Origin of the sequence: Euhalothece natronophila Z-M001 (assembly GCF_007904085.1) — a bacterium.
In the GTDB taxonomy this organism is placed as follows: Bacteria; Cyanobacteriota; Cyanobacteriia; order Cyanobacteriales; family Rubidibacteraceae; genus Halothece; species Halothece natronophila.
Genome location: NZ_CP042326.1, coordinates 3,009,534 through 3,031,912, shown reverse-complemented (window position 1 = coordinate 3,031,912; position 22,379 = coordinate 3,009,534). Strand labels below are relative to the sequence as shown.

The window sequence follows — 22,379 nt, the reverse complement described above, 5'->3', positions numbered from 1 at the left end:
TTTCTTCTGTCCTAACTGCTAACATTAAGTTTCTCTCGTTTTTTTAGAACTTATGCTAATTAGCGCTATCCTTGTCTTACTGTTGGGATTAGTCAGCGGCGAAATTGTCCGCCGCATCGGTGCGCCTCCCCTTTTAGGGATGATTATCGTGGGCATCCTCATGGGAGAGGAAATGGGGAATCTCCTTGATCCCACGGTTTTAGAATTAGCCCCTGACTTACGCACCACGGCAGTAATGATTATTCTCATGCGGGCGGGGTTAGGGTTAGATCGGGAGAAACTTTTACAACAGGGAAGTGTTGCCCTAAGATTAGGATTTCTCCCCGCTTTAGCAGAGATGAGCGCGATCGCGCTTTTTGCGACCCTTCTTTTTGATTTTAACTGGGAAATAGGTCTTTTACTGGGATGTATTATTAGTGCGGAATCTCCTGCTGTGATTGTGCCCGGGATGCTACGGCTGAAAAGTAGTGGTTGGGGCGTAGATAAAGGGATTGCTGATGCAATTTTAACTGGAAGTGCCTTATCTGATGTTTTTGTACTTCTAATTTTTTCCCTATTACTGAACTTACTCGAACAAGGAATTGAGACAGATGCTTTAGCCTTCCTTCCTGTACAAATTGTCTTACAAATTGTTCTCGGAATTGCCATTGGGTTAGCAGTGGCTAAATTAATCACTGTGATTCTGGCTAAGATAAATCTTGCCCAAAATCCTGTCCATGAAGTTATGATTGTGGGGAGCATTGCTCTGGGTTTAATTGCCCTTGCTGAAACATTCCCTTATTTTTCTGGCTATCTTGCCACCATGGGCTTAGGGTTTTTCTTGATTGAATTTGATGCCCCTTTAGCAAGACGATTACGAGTAGAATTTAATCACCTTTGGATCGTTGCTGAAATTGTTTTATTTGTTTTATTAGGAGCAAACTTAGAATTAAGTGTTTTAGAAGCTGTCTTACTTCCCGGTTTAGCACTCCTTCTTTTAGGATTATTAATTGGACGCAGTATTGGGTGGTATCTCTCCACTGTGGGAAGTAACTGGAATTGGCGAGAGAAACTCTTTTTATTACCTGGTAACTCACCAAAAGCAACGGTACAAGCTGCGGTAGGGGCAATTCCCCTATCTATGGGGTTAGAGGGAGGAGACATTATTCTCGCGATCGCGGTATTATCGATTTTAGTGACTGCCCCTGTAGGCGCGTGGGCAATTCCCACCTTTGCCCCAAAACTCTTGGAAAAAGGAGAAGTTGATCCCACTAAAGTCAGCGTAAAACAAAAAATTCGACTTTTAGCAGCGGTTGATACATCTCCTCTAGCTAAAGAAGTTTTAAGTAAAGTGGCAAGTTACGCCCGAGAAACCAACGCAGAAGTGATTGTTCTCCATGTTATTAGTCACAAAGAAGACGAAGAAACAACCGAATTACGCCAACTAACCCAGCGTCTCCTTGCTGACATTCCCTACCGCTTTCTCACTGCTAATGATATTGTGGCAAACGCGATTGTGGAAACCGCCCAATACCACCAGGTGAGCGATATTATCATGGGAAAACGAGGACACCAACCCCTAGAAGAAGTTTTACTGGGTTCAAATTCGCAGGCTGTATTAGAAAGGAGTCCCATCCCAGTAATTTTAGTGGAAGAAAATAATCATGAGTGAAGCCCGTTCTGGTTATACTTTACCTGTTTTTGCCTGTGCTTCAGCAGTGGCAGCATTAAACTATTTGCAAGACAAGCAGCCTTTAGAAGCAGTAGAAATTGATCTCATTAAACCACCACAACAGGTGAGTATTCCTATCGAACAGATTGCGTTATTAGAGGAAAATAAAGCCTTAGCGATTACTCGTAGTGATCCAGGGGATAATTTAGATTTAACTGCTAATACTCCCATTTGGGCTGTAGTCAGTTTACAAGAAAAGCCCCCTGTCGAGGAAGCAATTATTATTCAAGGGGGAGAAGGGGTAGGAAAGCAGTTAAACCGTGACGGGAAAGCTGCCATTTATCGCTATGCTAAGGAGTTGTTACAAGGGAATTTACAGCCTTTATTACATCCTAATCAGCAAGTGACAGTTACCATTATTTTGCCCGAAGGAAAGCAACTTGCCCAACGTACCTCTAATGCTGCCTTTGGGGTGGTAGAAGGGTTATCATTATTAGGAACCACTGGCATTTCTCAACCCTTAACTGCCCCTGGTCAATTAACAGAGTTTCAGGAAGAATTAGCGCAAAAAGCACAGCAATTCGACACATTAGTCTTTTGTGTGGGAGAAAATGGCTTAGATTTAGCGAGAAAACAGGGCTTTAATCCTGAACAGTTAGTTAAAACAGCGAATTGGATGGGCCCATTATTAGTGGCAGCAGGAGAACAAGGGGTGCAGTCATTAGTGTTGTTTGGCTACCACGGAAAGCTGATTAAACTAGCTGGGGCAATTTTCCACACTCATCATCATCTTGCTGATGCCCGTTTAGAGATTTTAACCGCAATGGGGGCAAAAGTAGGGCTTTCTACTGATCTCTTGCAAAAACTATTAGCTAGTGAGACAACAGAAGCTGCCTTAAAGCTGTTACGAGAACAAGAAAATGGGGGTGAGATGGTAGAAAGGATTTATAGCGCGATCGCGCGATCGATTGATCAACGCGCTCAAGATTATATTCGTAAACACGCTGAGAAAACAGTTCAGGTGGGATCCGTGTTATTTGATGGTAAGAGAAACATTCTTACCGTTAGTCCCTTGGTTAAGCAATTGTTCCCCGACTTTGAAATGTGAACAAGATCAGCCTCACCCCCCTTACTCATAGTAACCAAATTTTCCCAAGAATAGGATTAACGGTTAGGAAGTGGCAGTATCAGCAGAAGCCGCTAAAGATTGCTGAGATTGATTCTCGGTATTAGCACGAACCGCCCGAAACATTCCAAAGCGACAAAGTCCGGTTCCGAAAGCCCATCGCATCAACAGAATAGTGGGGACTTCTCGAATAGATTTAATAAAGCCTCGAATCCCATAACGCATCCAGCCTTGAGGGCGAATAATTCCTTGCCAAATGGTATCTAGCCAAGAGGGAAGGGTTGCTTCTGTCCAATCGTCGGTTATGACATTTCCTTCTACCAGGCCAGTACCTTCCAGTCTCTCAGAAAAGCCTTCAATACTAGAAAAAGCCGGATGAGACCATTGGTCTAATAATTGCTGCATAACAGGTTTTTCCCACCACCTGAGAGGCTTTTTGCGCTCATCTCGTTGATTCCAATCAGCTACCACTAAAATTCCCCCAGGCTTTAAAACACGCAGTAATTCTCGGGCAAAACTATCTTTATCAGGAATATGAGGCCCAGTTTCAATGGACCACACCACATCAAAACTCTCATCAGGGAAAGAAAGCGACATGGCATCACCTGCTACAAAACTAGCGTTAACCTCCTCAGGGGTAAGTTCTTTGGCACGTCTTACTTGTTGGGGACTAATGGTCACTCCTGTTACATCAAAGCCATAATCTCGGGCTAAAATACGACTACTTCCACCAATTCCACAGCCTACATCTAAAACGGTTGTGCTGGCTGGAAGTTTGTCTAAACCTGCCCAATTTGCCATTTCACAGACAAAATCATATTTAGCTTGCAAGAAGTCCTTCTTCTGGGGAGGTGATCCATAATGCCCCAGATGGATATGTTCTCCCCAGTAAAATTCAAGAATTCCATCTTCTGTCCATTGATCATAGGAGTTGGCAACAGAATTCCCTGATTGATAACGGCGGGCAGTGATAAAGTATAAAACAATACCAATGACCAAGAGAGTAATGATTATTCCTAGTATTAGAACGACTAAGTTCATTAGAATGCATCCTTTAATTGACAGCTATTTTGTTTCTAGCATACTTAATCAAGATTATCCGAGTCCCTAGCAGGAGGATGATGAACTGTAAAAGCGCAATCAAGGCAATAGATTTGCTAAGATAATAGACCCTATCACTTTCTAGAGTCAGCAATAAGATTAGAATTCTTCCTATGGTTAAAATTATTAGTCGGCAGTCTCTTGGGAGACAAAATGTTTATGATATTGGGGTGGAAACGGATCATAATTTCATTTTAGCCAACGGATTAGTAGCTTCTAATTGTTTCAATAAATCTCACTCTACTGCTTATGCTTATGTTACTTATCAAACTGCCTATTTAAAAGCGAATTATCCCGTCGAATATATGGCAGCGTTGCTAACGGCTAGTAGCAATAATACAGATAAAGTTGAGAAATATATTGATACCTGTCGGCGGATGAAAATTGATGTAGAACCGCCTGATATTAATCGTTCTCAAGTAGATTTTACCCCTGATAATGAAAAAATTTTATTTGGTTTATCAGCAGTAAGAAATTTAGGATTAGGAGCTATTGAAAATATTTTAAAAGCAAGAGAAGAGGCTGGTGGCAAATTTGCTTCGTTGGCAGATCTTTGTGCGCGAGTTGATCTGCATACTGTCAGTCGTCGGGCGTTAGAATCATTAATTTATTGTGGTGCTTTTGATCAGTTAATGAGTAATCGTAATCAATTACTTCATGATTTAGAGCCGATTTTAAGTTGGGCGCAAAGTCGAGCAAAGGATCGCGCAAGTGGTCAAACTAATCTATTTGATAATGCAGGAAATGAAGGAAGTGAAATCAACCATAAAGATGCCCCTAAAGCTTCGCCAGTGGAAGACTTAACAGCTTCAGAAAAGTTAAAACGAGAAAAAGAATTATTAGGATTTTATGTATCAGATCATCCCTTAAAATCAGCACAAAATGCGAATCAATTTTTATCTCCTATTGTCTTAGGCGATAAGGAAACTATTCCGAAAAAAAGGACGGTTAGTGCCATTGTATTAGTGAGTGAAATTAAAAAAATTATTACTAAAAATAATGATCCGATGGCTTTTGTGCAGTTAGAAGATATTTCAGGGCAAATTGAGGGGGTTATTTTTCCGAGTTCTTATGAACGAATTAGCCCTTATTTAGAGGAAGATGCTCGCTTAATTGTTTGGGGAAAAATTGATGAAAAAGAAGATCGCCTACAGATGATTATTGATGATGCTGAACCTGTGGAGCAGGTAAAAATGGTGATTGTCGATTTTGATGTTCAACAAGTGCGCGATCGCGCTAACCAAGAAAAACTCCAAAAACTTCTCAAAGCCAATGCTGCCAAAAAAAATGAGGCAAAAACCCCTGTTATTGGTCGAGTTAAAATGGGGGGTCAACAACAGTTGGTGCGTTTTGGAGAACAGTATTGGGTAAAAGATCCAAGCACTGTAACTGAACAATTACAAGAGGAAGGGTTTGCTGTTAAAGCACAGTCACTTATTTAGTAATGTTTGTCCTTAGGATAATTTTTAGATCACAGTTTCTTTGATTAGTTTGTGAGATAATTCTTCCACATTATTCAAAACCATCATTGCTCCTGCCTCTTGTAGTCGTTGAGCATAATAATTAAGTGGTAATAATCCTTACTAGGGGGATAAACTGTAACTTATATTTTTAGAAATAGTATTAATTATTGCCTAAAGAATTAGCCAACCAACGCCTTAAATCCTGCTCATTTTCTAAATTATATGATGCCAAACCCAATTCATCTAACTGAGAACTGTTTAAGCTCATGATTTCGGCTTGTGTTTGGGAGGATAACTCTCCGAAACGATAAGTTAGTAAGTTAAGGATTAATTCCTGTTTTCCTTCCTGTTTTCCTTCCTGTTTTCCTTCCTGTTTTCCTTCTCGTTTTCCTTCTCGTTTTCCTTCCTCCTTCCAGCTAGTTGTAATTTCCATAATTTCCTCCTTAACTGTTGTTGATTCGATTTGTTCAAATTCTTGATTAAATACTTCCAATTCCCTTGCGCTTAAGCGTAAATAAGTATCAACAAACCCAGAAATGAGTTGCATTCGGGCTGGGTCTAGCTGTAAAGTTGCTAATAAGCGCAGACATTCTAATTTCACACGCGGACGTTCGGCAGGGGCTATGTTCATTTTTGACATTAACGCACAAGCCACTGGATTAGCTTGATTCAGGAAATCTCGCCAGTTTAAACGATTTAACTGAATCACCCGATAATTAAATTGTAAGACTTGGAAATCAGGAAATTCAACTTGGTAATAATGAATCGCTTGTTTTTGCGGTTGGTCATAAGAGAAAATGACGATGGGGTAAATCGGTAAATTGAATTTTTCATGCAACCGTGCAAAGTAGCGGAACATTCTTTGGTTAAAGTTGCTTTCGGAGGAGGCTTGATTTTCCAAATGAATGAGAAAATAAGAATCTTCCTCTTGAAACCGAACTTCTGCTAATAAATCGGTTTCGTAGCGTTCTCCCCTTGTGACATCGGTAAAGACTTCTTTATCCTGAAAGGTGACGGATTCAGGTTCAAGATAGTCTAAAACTTGCGGAAAGAAAAGTTCTAGAAATTCGAGAAAAAAGGTGGAAATTAATTCTTTGAATAGACGATCATGGTCGATCGCGTCTTGGTTTGCCATTTTTTGATTTGCTTATAGCGCGATCGGTCTTGTGATATCGGATCCCATTATTAATGGAGAACTAAAAACGGTCGGTAGCGACTCGGGTTATTTAAGTTGTAATCAAGTTTTGGATTACCTGTTGAGATAACTCTTCCACATTGTTCAAAACCATCATTGCCCCTGCCTCTTGTAGTCGTTGAGCATAGTCTTGTGACCGCGAGGAGGAAAGAACATGAGGGGGTAACACCCCAATGGCAAGCCAAAGACGCTCAGGTTGCGCGATTTTCGCTTTTGTAATGGTTTGCATATCAGCAACCGTATCGCCCACATAAACCACAGGTAAGGTATTTTCCTCATATAATTGCGCGATCGCGCTAAATAAGCCTGTGGGATCAGGTTTTCCGGGGGCATCCTCCATAGCGACTAAAACAGGAGATAATAATTCTAAACGGTGTTGTAAGACATATTCAGCGGAATCTCGGGTTGCGCCGCTAAAAAACCCCCATAAGATGTTATTTTCTGTCAGGCTATCTAAATAATTTTTACTCATCAAAAGGGGTTCTTGAGCAATATAACCATTCCAATTGTGAGAATCACTCCCTCGATAGCGAGACTGGAAAAAAGCAACTAATTCCTCATAGTCAATTTCTAGATTTTTCCTCGGTTTGCCTTGTCCTTCAAAATAGCGATAAATTAGCTCTCGCGAGGCTTCCCAATCATTATTCCAAATGCCTTCCCCCTTGAGATCATCAATTGCCTCAGGAGTAGGACGATAAGCCCCTTGAGTAAATTGTTCGACGGTGTCAGCGAGGGCGCGTCGATAGGAACCAGCCACATCGCGCACCACTCCATCAATATCAAAAATTATAATTGCTTGCGGTGATGACATGAAGAAAATCCGTTAAAATGAAGGACTGTACAATTAGAAAGAATGATTGAACTCAATGGAAGCCGTAGAAATTTCTTCTGAATCGCGTTTTATTTTAAAAGTTCTCTGGTTAGATGAAAACGTTGCTGTCGCAGTTGATCAAGTAGTTGGAAAAGGAACTAGCCCGTTAACCGCTTATTTCTTTTGGCCCCGTAATGATGCTTGGGAACAGCTAAAAGAGGAGCTAGAATCGAAAAGCTGGATTTCAGAAGAAGAAAAAATTGAGTTGCTTAATAAAGCAACAGAAGTGATTAATTATTGGCAAGAAAATATTAAGCATACTCCCATGGCTGATGCCCAACAGCATTTTCCCAATGTTATCTTTGCCGGGAGTAATTAACCAAATGAGAGGGGATCAGGTGAGTTAATTATGTCACTATCTCCCTTCCCCTCCATAAAAATTTATTATGCTGGAGCTTTGCCAGTGGCTGCTTGTAAGCGCGATCGCGCTTTCTTTAGAGCCTGAGTTGCCTGAATAATCTCTTGCCGTTGATCGCTACTTTGGGCAACTTCTAAACGTTGTTTCGCTTGATCATAGTCTTTTTGCGCTTCTTCTGGATCAATATTATCTCCCCGTTCCGCACTATTGACTAAGATCGTGACTTCATCTTCTTCCACTTCAACAAAGCCACCTGCAAGAGAAATACTCAGCCAATCCTTTTGGGGACGTAACCGCATTACCCCAACATCTAAGGCGCTTAATAGGGGAGCGTGACCACTTAAAATTCCTAATTGTCCTGTGGTACTCGGTAAAATAATTTCTTCGGCTGTTGCATCCCAGACTGTATTATCTGGGGTAATCACACGCACATTTAAACTCATTTTATTTCTTTCAATTAATGATTAACAGCTTAATTTAAGAGGGAGAGGGGGAGCAGTTCCCCTCGAAAGCCCTTAGTTGGCAATTACTGCTCTTCTTTCATTTTTTGGGCTTTTTCAATGGCTTCTTCGATGTTTCCGACTAAGTAAAACGCTTGTTCAGGGAGATCATCGAGTTCACCAGAAAGAATACGCTGGAAGCCTTTAATGGTTTCTTCCAGGGTGACATATTTCCCAGGTGCGCCCGTGAAAATTTCTGCTACAAAGAAGGGTTGGGATAAGAAGCGTTCAATTTTACGAGCGCGGTCAACGGTTAAACGGTCTTCTTCTGAAAGCTCGTCTAAACCGAGAATCGCAATAATATCTTGCAGTTCCTTATAGCGTTGTAGAGTTGCTTGCACTTCACGAGCAGTATTGTAATGCTCTTCACCAACAATGTCAGGTTGTAGCATGGTGGAGCTAGAATCAAGGGGATCAACCGCTGGGTAAATTCCTTTTGATGCTAACGCCCGTGAAAGTACCGTGGTCGCATCTAAGTGAGCGAAGGTTGTTGCTGGGGCGGGGTCGGTTAAGTCGTCTGCAGGAACGTAAACCGCTTGAATGGAGGTAATTGAGCCTTCTTTCGTGGAAGTAATACGCTCTTGTAAATCTCCCATATCTGTCCCAAGAGTGGGCTGATATCCTACCGCAGAGGGCATCCGTCCTAACAGCGCCGAAACTTCCATCCCAGCTTGCACAAAGCGGAAAATGTTGTCCACAAAGAGGAGAACGTCTTGCTTACCAACATCTCGGAAGTATTCTGCCATGGTTAACGCCGTTAAGCCCACGCGCATTCTTGCACCTGGTGGCTCGTTCATTTGTCCATAAACCAGAGCCACTTTTGACTGGGTGAGATCATCGGCGTTGATCACGTTGGAATCGAGCATTTCATTGTAGAGGTCATTGCCTTCGCGAGTGCGTTCTCCCACACCGCCGAATACAGAAACCCCACCATGGGCTTTAGCAATGTTGTTAATTAACTCCATGATGATGACGGTTTTACCGACACCAGCACCACCGAATAAGCCCGTTTTACCACCGCGTCGATAGGGGGCAATTAAGTCAATAACTTTAATCCCTGTTTCAAAAATAGAGGGTTTGGTTTCTAAGTCGGTGAGTTTGGGAATGGGGCGGTGAATGGGGAACTGATCATCGGATTTGACATCCCCTTTTTGGTCAACCGGTTCTCCAAGAACGTTAAAAATGCGACCGAGGGTGGCTTTTCCAACGGGAACACTAATGGGCGCACCCGTGTCAGTAACGTCCATTCCGCGTACTAAACCATCTGTTCCACTCATCGCCACAGAACGAACAACGCGATCGCCGAGAAGCTGTTGCACTTCGCAAGTAACTGCAACATCATTTCCCGATTCATTTTTTTCTTCAATACGGAGGGCATTATAAATTTCAGGTAACTCACCTGTGGGAAATTCTACGTCAACCACCGGACCGATGATTTGCACAATCCGACCGACGTTTGTTTTTGTTTGAGTGCTGACCATGCTTACGCTTAAATTTTGTATGAATTTACTATCTTTAATCTACTGTATTCGACTTTGGGATTTTCTACGAGACTCATGGCCGATAAAAAATGGTTCAGTCTTGAGTTACCATCCTAGCCTTCAAAGCGGTAAAGAAGAATAGGACTTACCCCAAAATCTTTGCGCTTAGATTCTATCATGTTGATGACCGATTGGGAAAAGATGAAGATGAGACTAGAGACTCACTGCAATTCGGTTTAAAATATGAACGCAGTCCATTGCTTTATTATTCTTTGTGGAATCTACTTACAATCTCCAAACCTATCTCGATATTGCAACTGAGGCAGCTTTAGCAGCGGGTCAAGTTCTCCAAGATTATTGGGGAAATTTAAACCAGGTGGAAGAAAAAGGACGATCAGGAGATTTAGTGACTAATGCCGATCGCGCTTCAGAGAAGGTAATTTTAGAAATTATCCAACGTCATTTCCCAGATCACAGCGTTTTAGCTGAGGAGTCTGGACAACAAGGAGAAGCTCAAGCCGAGTATCTTTGGGCAATTGACCCCCTTGATGGCACAACTAATTATGCTCATCAATACCCGATTTATGCGGTTTCCATTGGTTTAATTATTAATGGCGTTCCGGAGGTGGGAGTGGTCTATAATCCTGCCCAGGGAGAATTATTCCGTGCGGCTACGGGGTTAGGTGCAACATTTAATCGTCGCCCGATGCGAGTTTCTACCACAAAAACCCTAGAAGACAGTTTATTAGTAACCGGGTTTGCTTATGATCGCCGTGAAACAGAAGATAATAATTATGCAGAGTTTTGTTATCTCACTCATTTAAGCCAAGGGGTACGTCGTAGTGGTTCGGCAGCCTTGGATTTAGCCGCGGTTGCAAGTGGGCGTATTGATGGTTACTGGGAACGAGGACTTTCTCCGTGGGATATGGCTGCTGGTATGGTTCTGGTTAGGGAAGCACAGGGAGAAGTTACGGCTTATGATGGAGGTGATGTATCTTTAGCGGCAGGGCGAGTCGTTGCAAGCAACCAAGTCCTACATCAACAGTTAACTGAGGCTTTAAGTAATACCCCGCCTATAAAAATAAAACTAAGCTAAAAGTTAAGTTTTTTTGCCAACTTTTGACTCAGAGGAGTTTCCCATGCCAACAATTCCGCCTATAAAATGTGGATTATTTCAGTTTGATATCACCGACTATCATGCCATTTTAGGAGTTCCCCTTGGGGCTTCTCCGGAAGAAGTACGCAAAAATTATCTGAAAGTGACTCGGATTCTTTTTCCTGATGTTAGGAAGTTAGAAACCCAAGAGGAGGAAAAATTAGCGGATCAATTACTGTCTAAACTGGTTAATCCTTCCTATGAAACGTTGGTGAAAGATCAAGCGGCTCGGCGGGATTATTTGTTAGTGTTAGATCAAATCAGCGATCGCGCTTCCAACCTTGGAGAAAGCATCCTCAAGAGTAAAGCAGCCAAAGAACTTTTAAGCAGTGGTGAAACTAAAATTGATCTAAATTATCGCAAATATTTAAATACTATTGCAAAAAAAGAATATCAAGAAATTCATAAAACTCTAGAAAGAATTGCCTTAATAAGTGAATTTAACTTAGTTTACTTAATGCTAAAGAGTGATAAATTAACTACAGAAACAACTCCTTCTTCTGCAACTCAAAAAACTTCACAAAAAGAAATTGAGGAAGTTCAAAAGGAAAATCAGGAAACAACACCAGAAGAAACAACTGCCAATTTAATTGATCCCTATCTGCGTCGAGCGCAAAACTTTATTAATAAAAAAGACTATCAAAAAGCAGTAATTGATTTACGAGAAGCTCTCAAAATTGACTCAAAAAATGCTAAAGCTCATACCCTTCTTGGTTTAGCTTATGTTAAGCAAAATCAGTTAGGAATGGCAAAAGTGCATATTAATAAAGCCCTCCAACTTGATCCAGAAAACGAGATGGCTTTAGAAGGAAAACAGGTTTTACAACGTCTTTCAGGGGATTCCAAGGGGAGCAATAGCAGTGGCAAAAAAGAGTCGAAGGAAAAATCCAATAAAGGTGGTGGTTTACTAGGTGGACTCTTTGGTAAGAAAAAGAAAAAGTAATCCCATGTTTAACAAGTGAGATTACAGCAAGGAAAAGTTAATTATTTTGATTTTTATCCCAATCTTTATGAAATTTTATTAATGCTTGTTTCTTCTTATTACTATATCCAGTAATTCCTCTTTCTTTGGCTAGATTCTTTAATTGATCTACTGTCATGTTATTTTAATTTGGATCATTTGCTAGTTTTTCTAGAACGTAATTAGGAGTATTAGGATTAGCAGCAACTTCTTCGCGTACCCAATGATGTTCATCTTCTGCTAGTTTTTCTAAAATTGGAGCAGGAGTCTTCTGGTTTCTTGCCACTCGTGCGCGTACTTCAGTATCTTCATCAGTCGCTAACTTATTAAAAATTTCGTTTGAGAGATCACTTCTTCCCGCTATCTCAGCTCGTACAAAAACTGGGGATTCAAAAGCCAACTCTTCTAATATTTGTGATGGAAGATTTTTATATTTTGCGATACTCTCACCAATTTCGGGATTGATAGACCATGCGAGGGATCTCAGCACTCTTGGAGAAAGTTCGTCTAACCTTTCTGCAAGATCTTCATCATAATCGTGGTAAATCAGCTTCTCTAAATCCGAGTCAATTTCTTGCATATCCAGCTTCTGAAAAGCAACTTCTTCTCGTACATCCAAATCTTCATCATCCTCTAGAATTTCCAGTAATTCAGGTGAAATATAGGGATTTTTAGCAACTTCAAGACGCACTTCCCAGTGTTCATTTTTAGCAAGTTTCTCAAGTGATTCTTCTGATGTATTGGGATTTTTGGCAACTTCAAGACACACTGTCAAGTTTTTACTATTAGCAAGTTTCTCAAGTAATTCCTCTGGAGTTTTGGGGTCGCTGGCTATTTCCCGTAACCAAGTAGCTACTTCTTCTTCCTCTTCAATATCGCTTTCCAGGAAGTTTTCTAATAAATTTTCTCGTAACTTTGGTGAAATGTCGGTATTATTAGCAACTTGAAGACAAATTTTAGGGTCTCCACAATTAGCGAGTTTTTCAAAGAACTCCTCTGGAGTGTTTGGATCGCTAGCGATTTTTTGTAAACGGTGTACTGAATAACTAGGATGATCCAGAACTGCCTCTACTACATCATAATCAGCATCAACAATAAGCCAGTCCAAAACTGTCAACGGAGTCTTCTGGTTGATTGCCACTTCTGCGCGTACCCGATAATGTTCATCTTCTGCTAGTCTTTCGAGAAGGTAATCAGGAGTCTTCTCGTTACTTGCCACTTGTTCGCGAATCCACGAACTTTGATCATTAGCAAGACAAGATAAAATTTCTTCTGACGTGGCTTTATCTTGAGCTAGTTTTTCTCTATCTTCTAAACTCACTAAATCTAATAATTTTAACCCCTCTTCACCGTAGTTATGAAGTTGGTGTAATGCAATGAGTCGTATTTCTTGATCAGCGCTGTTTAAGTTTTCTTTCAGTGTTTCGAGTCCAGCAGAATGTTCTGTTACGATTTTAAGCTTTTCTAAGAGTTCATTAGTTATTCCTTCCATTTCAGGAAGAATTTGATTAATAAAAATCTGGTGAATCGCTACCATGGCATAAGTATCTTGTTCAGAATAAGCCTTTAAATCGGCGAGCATTTTCTCTCTTTGATTACCAGCTTTTCCCTGAATCACTAAATCCCAGAGCGCTTGCGCCTCGTCTCCTCCCTGTATATCTAAGTTGTCGTAACTCATTTCTGGAACTAAGACAGGTAACACTTTTTTTAGAGAGGTTGAACCGCCAAAGTCTGGGTGCTGATAGTCATCTTTAAAAATTTTCCATTGATCCCATAACCGTTCTTTAATCTGATTTAACTGCGTGCTATACTCTGGAAATTGCTCGGCTAATTCTCCCAAACGTTGCGCTTCAAAAGACTGATAGTAAACAATAATTGAGCCTTTTTCCCCTAGCGTCTCTAACAGGGATTCAATAACTTTTTCTCTGGGATCAGTTTCATTTTCGTGTAAATAAGTGTGATACTCTAACTCGCCATTTTGATGGAGAATATGACAACTATATTGAAACGGGAAATGTTGATAAGGTTGTAATCCTTCAAAGCGGGGAATCGCTGGATCAAGGGTTTCAAAATCGAAGAAATAAAGCGGATACTCTAACTGTGAAAATTTCTCTAAAATCCCCTGTTCATTAATCATTAATTCAGGGTTGAGTTTTTCTCTCACTGCTTCGGCTTGCTTCTCTGTTAGCGGAAAATCCTCAGGTAAATCGCGCAAACTATAGATTCCTTGTGCGATCAAGTCATTAATTTGATCCAGTCTTCTTCCTCTCAAGTTGGGAATGCTTAAAATAGTTGGCTCTTCGATTCCTTCCCAACAAAAAGATTTAAATGGACAGGGATAAGGCTTTTCGCAATGTTTCCCGATGTTAATATCAGGAATTTCCTCTCTCTCTAAAGTGTTTTGGGAATGACGAATCAGTTGAGGAAGATTAGAAAAGACTCCTTTTATTTGCTGAGTCACGTCTTCTCTGATCAATAAATTGGAGAAGTCTGGATAAACACAATCCCTGTTAATATGCATTACTTGGATATTACTTAGGAAGAGATCATTCCCAGCTAACACATATTTTTGAATTGCTAAATCTTGGAGATGTTCATCTTTTACTTTCGTCGATGATTTAACTTCAATGAGTTGCCATTTGTCTGATTCTTCTCGTAGGAGAATGTCGCATCGTATAACAATATTATCGAACATGAAGGTGGCTTCAAATAAACATTTTTCACCTTTTTCTATGGCGTTTTGTGTTTGCTCAATTTGATCTTCGATGGTTTCACCTTCAATGAGGGTTCCTTGGGGAAAATACTGACGAGCATAAGCTCCCACTTCCAAGCCTTGTTCAATGCGTCGCTGTTGACTATAGGAAAGTTCTTCTCTTGCTTCTCCCTGATACGTTTCCAGCCATAGACGTTTCTGACATTGAGAAGCTGATAACAATTTGGACTTAGTTAAAAAACTAATCATTGCTTAATTGTAATCTAAATTATTTATGTTGAATATAGTAGCAGATTTTTAGTTCATATCCACTGACATTTTTACTGAATTTATAAGCTGTACTGAAAAATTTTTGTTTTTGATTATCTTAGGTAGAAGCTAAGAGGCTTTGTAAACGTAACAGGTTTCCACTTCCTAAATATAGTAAGTCTCCTTTTCCTAATAAATAAGCGGCTTCAGTTTGATTTCCCCCTAAAATAATCTTGGAATCTCCTTCGCTATTGGTTTTTAAAGCGACTCGTCCGGGAAGATTAGATCGAATAATGGGAGTGACAATTTTAGCTTCTGGGCGTTGTGTAGAGATAATTAAATGAATCCCTGCTGCTCTCGCCATTCCCCCTAGCCGTTTAATACTAGATTCGAGTTGTTTGGCAATTTCTTTATCTGCCATAAAATCGGCATATTCATCAAAAACACAGACTAAATGGGGAACAGGGTTTTTTCCTTGTTGAGTTAACTGTTGATTATAACGTTTGAGATCAGCACATTTTGCCTTTTCTAAAAGGTGATAACGTTCCTCCATTTTGCTTACTAATTCTTCCATAAATTCAATAGCGCGATCGCGCTCCTTAATAATTGGAGACATTAACCAATCACTATTTTCAAAATCAGGGAATGTTACCCGTTTCGGATCAACTAGTGCAATTTTTACCTGTTCTGGTGTATGGCGTTCAATTAAACTTAATACCAGAGATTTGAGAAACTCACTTTTACCACTTCCTGTTCCTCCTCCCACTAAAAAGTGGCAAGTATTCGCATCAGATAAGTCTGCTTCAATTAGCTTTCCTTCTAAATCAACACCAATAGCAATTTTAATGTCAAAACCATTATTTTCTCTCTGAATATAATCTTGAAATGGAAGAACTTGACGCTTTTCTCGGGGCAAATCAACACTAATATAACCTGCTTGAGGCGCAATCAATGGTAAATTAGACAACCCCATTTGAACTTGAATATCTGTCGCCCGATTCAGAATAGAAACTACTTTTACCCCTAAATGAGGTTTTAATTTTAATCGAATAAATGACGCACCAACAATTGCCCCTTGATAGTCCACACCAACCCCATAAGCCTGTAAAATGTTTTCTAATTGCTTTCCTAATTCTTCAGTTTCAATAGGCTCATCGGAAGGAGTTATTATTTCTTCTTCTTTTTCTACTGCAGGTGAAGGAATAATTTGATTTTCTTTTGGGAAATAACTTTGACACGTTTCTTTTTGTGGACAAATTGGGCAAAGTTTTTCAGGCTGATTGGTTTCAGGCGGTGGATCAGGTTGTGATGGCTCCCATTGTAGCCAATCTCGCATTTGTTGAAGTTTAAATGGAGTTAATTCGTGAACCGTATCTTTGAGCTCTTCCCAAGTATAGTAATAATTTTTAAACTCAGGTAAAACACAATAAACGGCACTATCTACTGGCTGTTGTTTCTGTAAATGTAAAATATAACTGTATAAAGCAACCTGTGCTAACTGGGCAGCAGAATCAACGGGCGCGTAGGTTTTATACTCAACCATGCAAAAGCGATCTTTTTTTAAGTCACGGATTAAAGTGTCAAATTTTCCTTCGATTTTTTGCGTTTTCTTTTTCGGGAGGGGATAATCACAAGTCATTGAAAGTTCTTGCGAGACAAAAGTTTTACTAATGACATTATGGTAATTGGAGTAAAAGCGATTACTCACTAATAATTCAGCCCAATGGTTAATTAATCCTCTTAACCCTTCCCACACTTGTTGCAAAGCAGGAACAGTTTCAGGTTTACTTGTGGCAACTTTCTCTAAAATAGGGAAAAAAGTCTGTTCATAAAAAAGACGTTGCATCTCTTGAGAAATGTATTCAACATCTAAGTCTTTAGCACTAGGCTTAAAAAGTTCTTTAAACTCAGGATTTGTTTTAGCTAGTTTAATAAATTTATCAGCCAATTTATGAAAGGGTTGACCAATTCCTTTCGGTTGATTACTAGGAACAAATAATGTTCTACCACCAAAGTGCTTACTTAAATAAAATAAGCGAGGACATTCAAATGCAACTCGAACATCACTAACCGTAAATTTAGGAAAAGAGTTTTGATCTGACATTGGCTTAAAATTGAGTAAATACTGATGAACATGAGCTAAATACACAACATCCATTTCAGCATAATATAATTGCTTTTCACTCAGCGGGCGTGTACCCCAGTCACTTGTCTGCTGTTGCGTATCAACTTCATTTTTGGAAAATTGACAAAGTTCAATGGCAAGGGTTTTAAGTTTAAGATTAGACGTTCCTAGATTCTTTTTTGATATCTTTTGAGCAATTTTATAAGTACAGGTAATATTTTTGGCTGTATCCTTTTCTAAATATTTTAGATCAAAGGCAGCGTTATGAAACACCTTTTCAATGGTTGCTTCTCTTATAATCTGCTGGATAAACAGATTAATTAATTCAGGCTTTTCTAACACATCTAAAACATAAGCATTATTTCCTGAGGTTTCCTTCGGATCACTCAAAACTTGAATCAGGGAGAGTTTAGGATTAGAGGTTTGCCAATCGGCGATTTCTGTATCTAACCAGAGAATAGAAAATCCGCGGAGCTTGTTGATGATCTCTTTAATGCTTTCAGGCTGATTAAAATACATTTTTTGTTTTATTTTGGTAAGCAAATGCTTTGTTCTTCTGGTTTAGCTTGAGGATTGATAATTTTAATCTGTTGTTCATCAATTAAGGTTTTGAGAGCGCGATCAATCTCTTCTTGACTTACTTCATCTTGAAATTGGCTTAAAGTTTTATCAATTACCGCTTGTCTGCCAATAAATAGCTGAGTTTTAACTAAATTTGATAGAAATTCCTGAATTTTCCTAGGTCTTGATTCGGTGGATTATCATCCTCATTGTTATTTTTATTATTATTCTTATCTTCATCCTTATGATTATAATTGCTAAATTCTTCATCTTTCTGGATAAGATTTAATCCCTTTAGCAAATCACAATTTTTCAAAACGCCAGCTTGACAAACTAACTCTTGCAGTCTAATAATATTTGGGTTTTCATAGCCTACAGTTAAATTTTTATTTGTAGCATAACTATAAAGATTGTGGTAAGTGGCTAAAATTTGCACTGATTTTAAGTCTGGAATAATATGATAATTGGGAGAAAAATTAAATATTTTTTGGTATAGCTTATAGCCTTTATTTTTTTTGTTGCCAATACTTCTAGCCCGAATTAAAACTAATTTTTGATATAATTTATCATTTAATAATTTTTCACAAGATTTCATTAATGTACAAAAACTTCCGAGATTAGCCTCTTCATACCAAATAACTCCGATTTTGTTACTAAAACGATCAAAATAATAAAATGACTTAGTAGCAAAAGAGTTTCCTTTATTAAAAATATCAAATTGAATGGAACTTACTTGTAAGGCTTCCATTACGTTTTTTAGCATATTAATTAATTCAGCAGAAGATAATTGGCTAACCTGTTTTATATTACTTTCATTCTTATTTAATTCTTCTTGCCAAAGTAACTTAAAGGAGGCAATCGCATCAGGTTCAATAATTTGACCTGTTTTGTACTTTTGAATAAGCTGATGACCAGCTCTTAAAGCACTTCTGGGATTGCCTTTTCCACTAGGAAAATACAACCTTAAATCTTGTTCAGTTAAAGGTGCAATATTAGACTTAGGCTGAGGTTGAACTTGCTGATGTAAAGGAGAAAGACGAGTTGACCATAATGATTTAATTTGTTCTGATGTGATTGGCTTTAAATTGATCGTTTGATTAATGGGGGATTTTAAAGATGACTCTATAAACCCCTCATAAGATTGCCATGTATCAGTAATGACGCTAACAATGACCAGAAAGTTTTTCAATTTCTGAGTTTTAATGATCATGTTTAATTTAAGAATTGACTCTAGTAAGTCTTTCCGATTATTACTGATATCAATTTCATCAAAACATAATACAATGGGGAGTGTTGAACTTGAAATACGACTAAAACTAGCGAGAACATCAATAGCATCTTGTTCTGTTTTAATTCTTTCTTTTGTTCCTAAGGCTTTAGCATCTTCCTCATCAATGTCATCTCCTTTTAACCAATCACAAGCGATATAATATAATTCAGGTTGTGTTAAAGCGTACAAAACCCTAAAAAAGGCATTTGGCTTCCATATACCACTGGGATAAGCTGCCTTCATATTACTAACAAAGGCTTTTTGTTGTCCTTGTAATTTCTCGAAAACTCCTTTATTTTGCTTGTTAATAATGTTTTTTAACCATAAGAGTAATTGTGATTCTTTTTCCCCCTCTGGAATAAACATTAAACTTTCAATTGTTTTACGAAGTGTATATTGAAAGATATAATCATTTTGAATGGACGCAATAATATGGGCAAAAAAGGCTTTATTATTTAATTTTTTCTTAAGTTGACCTAAAAGATGAGTTTTTCCAGAACCGCTATCTCCTTTTAATAAAATTGTACGACTTGTTTTATCCTTTGCTACTTGTGCTAATGTTGTTGCAATTGATTTAATTTCCTCTTGGTGAATCGAATTAACCGTTAATGTTGGTGATTGCTCTTCTTCCCAAAAGTTCCCTTGTTTAAAACTAACTGTGTCAAAAGGATTAATAGATTGTTTAATAATTGTATCTAAGTCTGACATATTTGAAAAAGTTAGCGAACGACTTGTATGAAAAATAAAGAACCACCAATAGGTTGTGGGATCCCTGCTTGTATTTGTTTTTGAGTATAGTGTTCTGCTTCAGTTAAAGAACTTAACTGGATTTTGTCATTTTCTTCTAAACGATAAAGGGCTTGATCGAGTTCCTCTCTTTTTAATGGGGGTTGGAGTTTATCCCGTAAGTAGAATATCGGTAAATAATTATTGGTATTGTATTCTTTATCTAATTGAATAATTAACTCCAAAATTTCGGAATCGCTTAATTGATGATGATCTGGTTCGGGTTTTGTCTCTGTTATCACGGAAGATTGATGTTGGCGTAAAAAGTTAATGTAATTCCCCAACATATCTAAAGTAAATGTTGGACTTGTTCCCTTAGGGTTATATTCCTTTAAGAGAAAGTGTTTTCCTGCTTCGTTTAGAGTAATGGTTTCGGGCTTGGCTTGCGCGACGGCAATAAAGCCACGATCAATTAAACTGTTAATTAGCTTATTCCGTTCTTCAGTAGGTTTTACTTTAGTCTCAGCTTCGGTCGTTTTTATTGTTCTCGATTGACAACGGTTGAGAATTTTGAGTTCTTTCTTACTCATCGGGACTTCTGAAGGATCAACCTTAAGTAGAGCTTTTCCCGAAGGCGTGATTTTAATTTTTTCGATGGTTTCAGTTAAATCAACCCAACCGCGATCGCGCAATTGATAACAAATCCGATTACATTCTGAAATTGTACTTTTAGAGTTAGGTTTCACTGCTCTAATTTTAGCGTTATATCCTTCTTCGCCTAGAAGTTTGAGAAGCATTTTTAGCTGTTTAGTTTCAATTTTAGTTTCCATTGTTTAAGTAAAATTAAGCAAATTGATAGATTCAGATAGCTTGAGAAAGCAATTGAGTTGATACTTACTGACTAAGGACAAGAGCTTGTAGTAATTGATTATAACTTGGCATTCTCCTAAATCATCTTACTTGAAAGATTAAAAATTTACCTTTGCTGTCACCTCCATTAGCCAAGGATGCGCCTTCCATAACCCGTAAGTAAAAAGAGCAACGCCTAAATAAGCTGGACGGAGAAATTCTTGTAATTTTAAAGTTTGACGACCTTGTAAAATTGCTAAAAAAGGAATCACTGAAGTGCGTTCTTTTGCCTCTAAAAAGGCGTTTCCGTAACGATTTGTTAAGCGACGATCACCGTGCCAAACCCCAAACAAATGATGAGCAATTAATCCCAAAGAAGTCACTAAGGTAAAAGATGTTCCTAGCCACAACGTATGGGCGATACACCAAATAATTTGTCCCACCATTTGCGGATGACGGGTAATGCGAATAATTCCCGTTTCGTAGAGATGAACTTGCGGTTTTTGAATCGCGGCAATTTCTAATAAATTAAAAGTTGCAGGATAGAGAAACAGAAACGAAATCGCTGAGAGCGTCCAAACCAGATAAAACACCCCAGGTTGCCCTTGCACTTGCCATAATTGTAGGCCATCGTAGCGATGATTAAAAAAGTAAACGATTAAAATAACAGCTAGGGGGATGCTAATGAGAGCAAAGCCCACGCGATAGAGACGCGCCCCGATTAGTTTTTCTGCCCACGGGCGTAAAGCGGCTAATCCGCTATGGGCAACTGCAAATCCTAAAAGTAACCCTAACATAACCCAGTGACTACTGGTGAACCAAGATGTTTCCATGATGCTATCACACTCATTACCGTCTCTCAATCAATCCTAGCGAAACTCTCCTTAAATCAAGAGGATTTCGTGTTAATGTCAATTCAGAAGAGATAATTATCTTCAATTGTTGACGTAGAATCTCTTAACTTTATCCCTTGTATTCTTCTAGCTTTGGCGAGATGTCAGACTTACCGTTTTCTTTGGATCAATTGCGAATCTTAAAAGCGATCGCGGCTGAGGGTAGCTTTAAACGTGCTGCCGATACCCTCTATGTTTCCCAACCTGCGATTAGCTTGCAAATCCAAAATTTAGAACGACAGATGAATGTTCCCTTATTTGATCGCGGGGGGCGACGGGCGCAACTCACAGAAGCAGGACAACTACTACTTACTTATGGTGAGAAGATTCTCTCTCTGTGTCAAGAAACCTGTCGCGCGATCGAAGATTTAGAAAATCTACAAGGAGGAACCTTACTCATTGGTGCCTCACAAACAACTGGAACGTATCTCTTACCGCGAATGTTAGGGACTTTCCGACAGAAATATTCAGATGTCTCTGTGCAGTTACAAGTTCATTCGACACGGCGTACCTCTTGGAGTGTCGCCAATGGACAAGTTGATTTAGCGATTATCGGTGGAGAAATTCCCACAGAATTACAAGATACCCTCGAAATTTTTCCCTATGCTGAGGATGAACTCGCCTTAATTATGTCGGGTTCCCATCCCATGGCAAAAGAAACGGCAATTCCCAAAGAAGATTTATATAAACTTAATTTTATTACCCTTGACTCGCAATCAACAATTCGCAAAGTCATTGATCAAGTTTTAACTCAGTCTGGAATTAATCCCAAGCGTCTGAATATTGAGATGGAATTAAATTCGATTGAAGCGATTAAAAATGCGGTCCAGTCTGGCTTAGGCGTGGCGTTTGCGTCCATTTCGGCAATTGAAAAAGAATTACAAATGGGAACTCTTTATCGTATTAATATTGAAGAAGTAGTGGTTAAACGGAGACTTTCGTTAATTATTAATCCCCATCGCTATCGATCTAAAGCTGCTGCTGCCTTTATTCAAGAAATTTTGCCACAATTCTGTACAAATGGCTGGTTTACTGGAACAGAAGTTACGCCTCATCCTGCCCATGATCCCAGCCAACGCCCTTTTCCAGAGTCAGTAATTGAAAATTCTCCTTATCCTGAAATAACCTAA

Annotated in this window: 18 protein-coding genes; 7 read left to right on the top strand and 11 right to left on the bottom strand. The window is 39.0% G+C overall.

What is annotated here, in order from left to right:
• Positions 1-52: 52 nt before the first annotated feature.
• A complete protein-coding gene (locus FRE64_RS14930; protein WP_146296958.1) occupies positions 53-1,651 on the top strand; it encodes a cation:proton antiporter in 1,599 nt (532 codons plus the stop codon).
• The gene (cbiD, locus tag FRE64_RS14925) at positions 1,644-2,759 is read left to right on the top strand and encodes a cobalt-precorrin-5B (C(1))-methyltransferase CbiD (protein ID WP_186708868.1); all 1,116 of its coding nucleotides are present in this window, start codon (positions 1,644-1,646) and stop codon (positions 2,757-2,759) included. The genes FRE64_RS14930 and cbiD overlap by 8 nt, the downstream gene beginning before the upstream one ends.
• A gap of 63 nt (positions 2,760-2,822) precedes the next feature.
• Here cbiD and FRE64_RS14920 read toward each other — a convergent pair whose 3' ends face one another.
• Complete coding sequence (locus FRE64_RS14920; protein ID WP_146296956.1) at positions 2,823-3,818, bottom strand: methyltransferase domain-containing protein; 996 nt, start codon at positions 3,816-3,818, stop codon at positions 2,823-2,825.
• A gap of 173 nt (positions 3,819-3,991) precedes the next feature.
• On the opposite strand from FRE64_RS14920, the gene FRE64_RS14915 reads away from it, so the two are divergent.
• Positions 3,992-5,320 (top strand): helix-hairpin-helix domain-containing protein, encoded by a 1,329-nt coding sequence (locus tag FRE64_RS14915; RefSeq protein WP_146296955.1) that lies wholly within the window; start codon positions 3,992-3,994, stop codon positions 5,318-5,320.
• Positions 5,321-5,501: 181 nt separating this feature from the next.
• On the opposite strand, the gene FRE64_RS14905 is transcribed toward FRE64_RS14915, so the two are convergent.
• Positions 5,502-6,476, bottom strand: a complete 975-nt coding sequence (locus FRE64_RS14905; RefSeq protein WP_146296954.1) for a DUF4351 domain-containing protein — start codon at positions 6,474-6,476, stop codon at positions 5,502-5,504.
• A gap of 91 nt (positions 6,477-6,567) precedes the next feature.
• Positions 6,568-7,347, bottom strand: a complete 780-nt coding sequence (locus tag FRE64_RS14900) for a TIGR01548 family HAD-type hydrolase (RefSeq protein ID WP_146296953.1) — start codon at positions 7,345-7,347, stop codon at positions 6,568-6,570.
• Between the two features lie 55 nt (positions 7,348-7,402).
• Here FRE64_RS14900 and FRE64_RS14895 point away from each other — a divergent pair, with 55 nt between their 5' ends.
• On the top strand, positions 7,403-7,726 hold the full coding sequence (locus FRE64_RS14895; RefSeq protein ID WP_146296952.1) for a 30S ribosomal protein PSRP-3: 324 nt from the start codon (positions 7,403-7,405) through the stop codon (positions 7,724-7,726).
• Between the two features lie 65 nt (positions 7,727-7,791).
• Here FRE64_RS14895 and atpC read toward each other — a convergent pair whose 3' ends face one another.
• Positions 7,792-8,208 carry an ATP synthase F1 subunit epsilon gene (gene atpC / locus FRE64_RS14890; RefSeq protein ID WP_146296951.1) on the bottom strand — a complete coding sequence of 139 codons (417 nt, stop codon included), beginning with the start codon at positions 8,206-8,208 and terminating at the stop codon, positions 7,792-7,794.
• An 83-nt stretch (positions 8,209-8,291) separates the two neighbouring features.
• Positions 8,292-9,746: a F0F1 ATP synthase subunit beta gene (gene atpD, locus FRE64_RS14885; RefSeq protein WP_146296950.1), complete on the bottom strand. Its 1,455-nt coding sequence runs from the start codon at positions 9,744-9,746 to the stop codon at positions 8,292-8,294.
• A 274-nt stretch (positions 9,747-10,020) separates the two neighbouring features.
• Between atpD and FRE64_RS14880 the strand changes: the two genes are divergently transcribed.
• The gene (locus FRE64_RS14880) at positions 10,021-10,842 is read left to right on the top strand and encodes an inositol monophosphatase family protein (RefSeq protein ID WP_146296949.1); all 822 of its coding nucleotides are present in this window, start codon (positions 10,021-10,023) and stop codon (positions 10,840-10,842) included.
• A gap of 43 nt (positions 10,843-10,885) precedes the next feature.
• Positions 10,886-11,845: a tetratricopeptide repeat protein gene (locus FRE64_RS14875; protein ID WP_146296948.1), complete on the top strand. Its 960-nt coding sequence runs from the start codon at positions 10,886-10,888 to the stop codon at positions 11,843-11,845.
• A gap of 37 nt (positions 11,846-11,882) precedes the next feature.
• Here FRE64_RS14875 and FRE64_RS14870 read toward each other — a convergent pair whose 3' ends face one another.
• From FRE64_RS14870 to FRE64_RS14845, 6 genes are all read right to left on the bottom strand, one after another.
• Entirely contained in the window at positions 11,883-12,002 is a 120-nt protein-coding gene (locus FRE64_RS14870) for a Rho termination factor N-terminal domain-containing protein (protein ID WP_146296947.1), read from the bottom strand.
• Between the two features lie 6 nt (positions 12,003-12,008).
• Complete coding sequence (locus FRE64_RS14865; RefSeq protein WP_146296946.1) at positions 12,009-14,825, bottom strand: DUF2779 domain-containing protein; 2,817 nt, start codon at positions 14,823-14,825, stop codon at positions 12,009-12,011.
• A 118-nt stretch (positions 14,826-14,943) separates the two neighbouring features.
• Positions 14,944-17,469, bottom strand: coding sequence for a DNA translocase FtsK (locus FRE64_RS14860; RefSeq protein WP_146296945.1), 2,526 nt, complete (start codon positions 17,467-17,469; stop codon positions 14,944-14,946).
• 190 nt (positions 17,470-17,659) lie between these two features.
• Entirely contained in the window at positions 17,660-19,489 is a 1,830-nt protein-coding gene (locus FRE64_RS14855) for an AAA family ATPase (RefSeq protein WP_222597833.1), read from the bottom strand.
• 11 nt (positions 19,490-19,500) lie between these two features.
• Positions 19,501-20,337, bottom strand: a complete 837-nt coding sequence (locus FRE64_RS14850) for a hypothetical protein (protein WP_246140334.1) — start codon at positions 20,335-20,337, stop codon at positions 19,501-19,503.
• Positions 20,338-20,475: 138 nt separating this feature from the next.
• The gene (locus FRE64_RS14845; protein ID WP_146296944.1) at positions 20,476-21,189 is read right to left on the bottom strand and encodes an NnrU family protein; all 714 of its coding nucleotides are present in this window, start codon (positions 21,187-21,189) and stop codon (positions 20,476-20,478) included.
• A gap of 161 nt (positions 21,190-21,350) precedes the next feature.
• On the opposite strand from FRE64_RS14845, the gene FRE64_RS14840 reads away from it, so the two are divergent.
• Complete coding sequence (locus FRE64_RS14840) at positions 21,351-22,379, top strand: LysR family transcriptional regulator (protein ID WP_146296943.1); 1,029 nt, start codon at positions 21,351-21,353, stop codon at positions 22,377-22,379.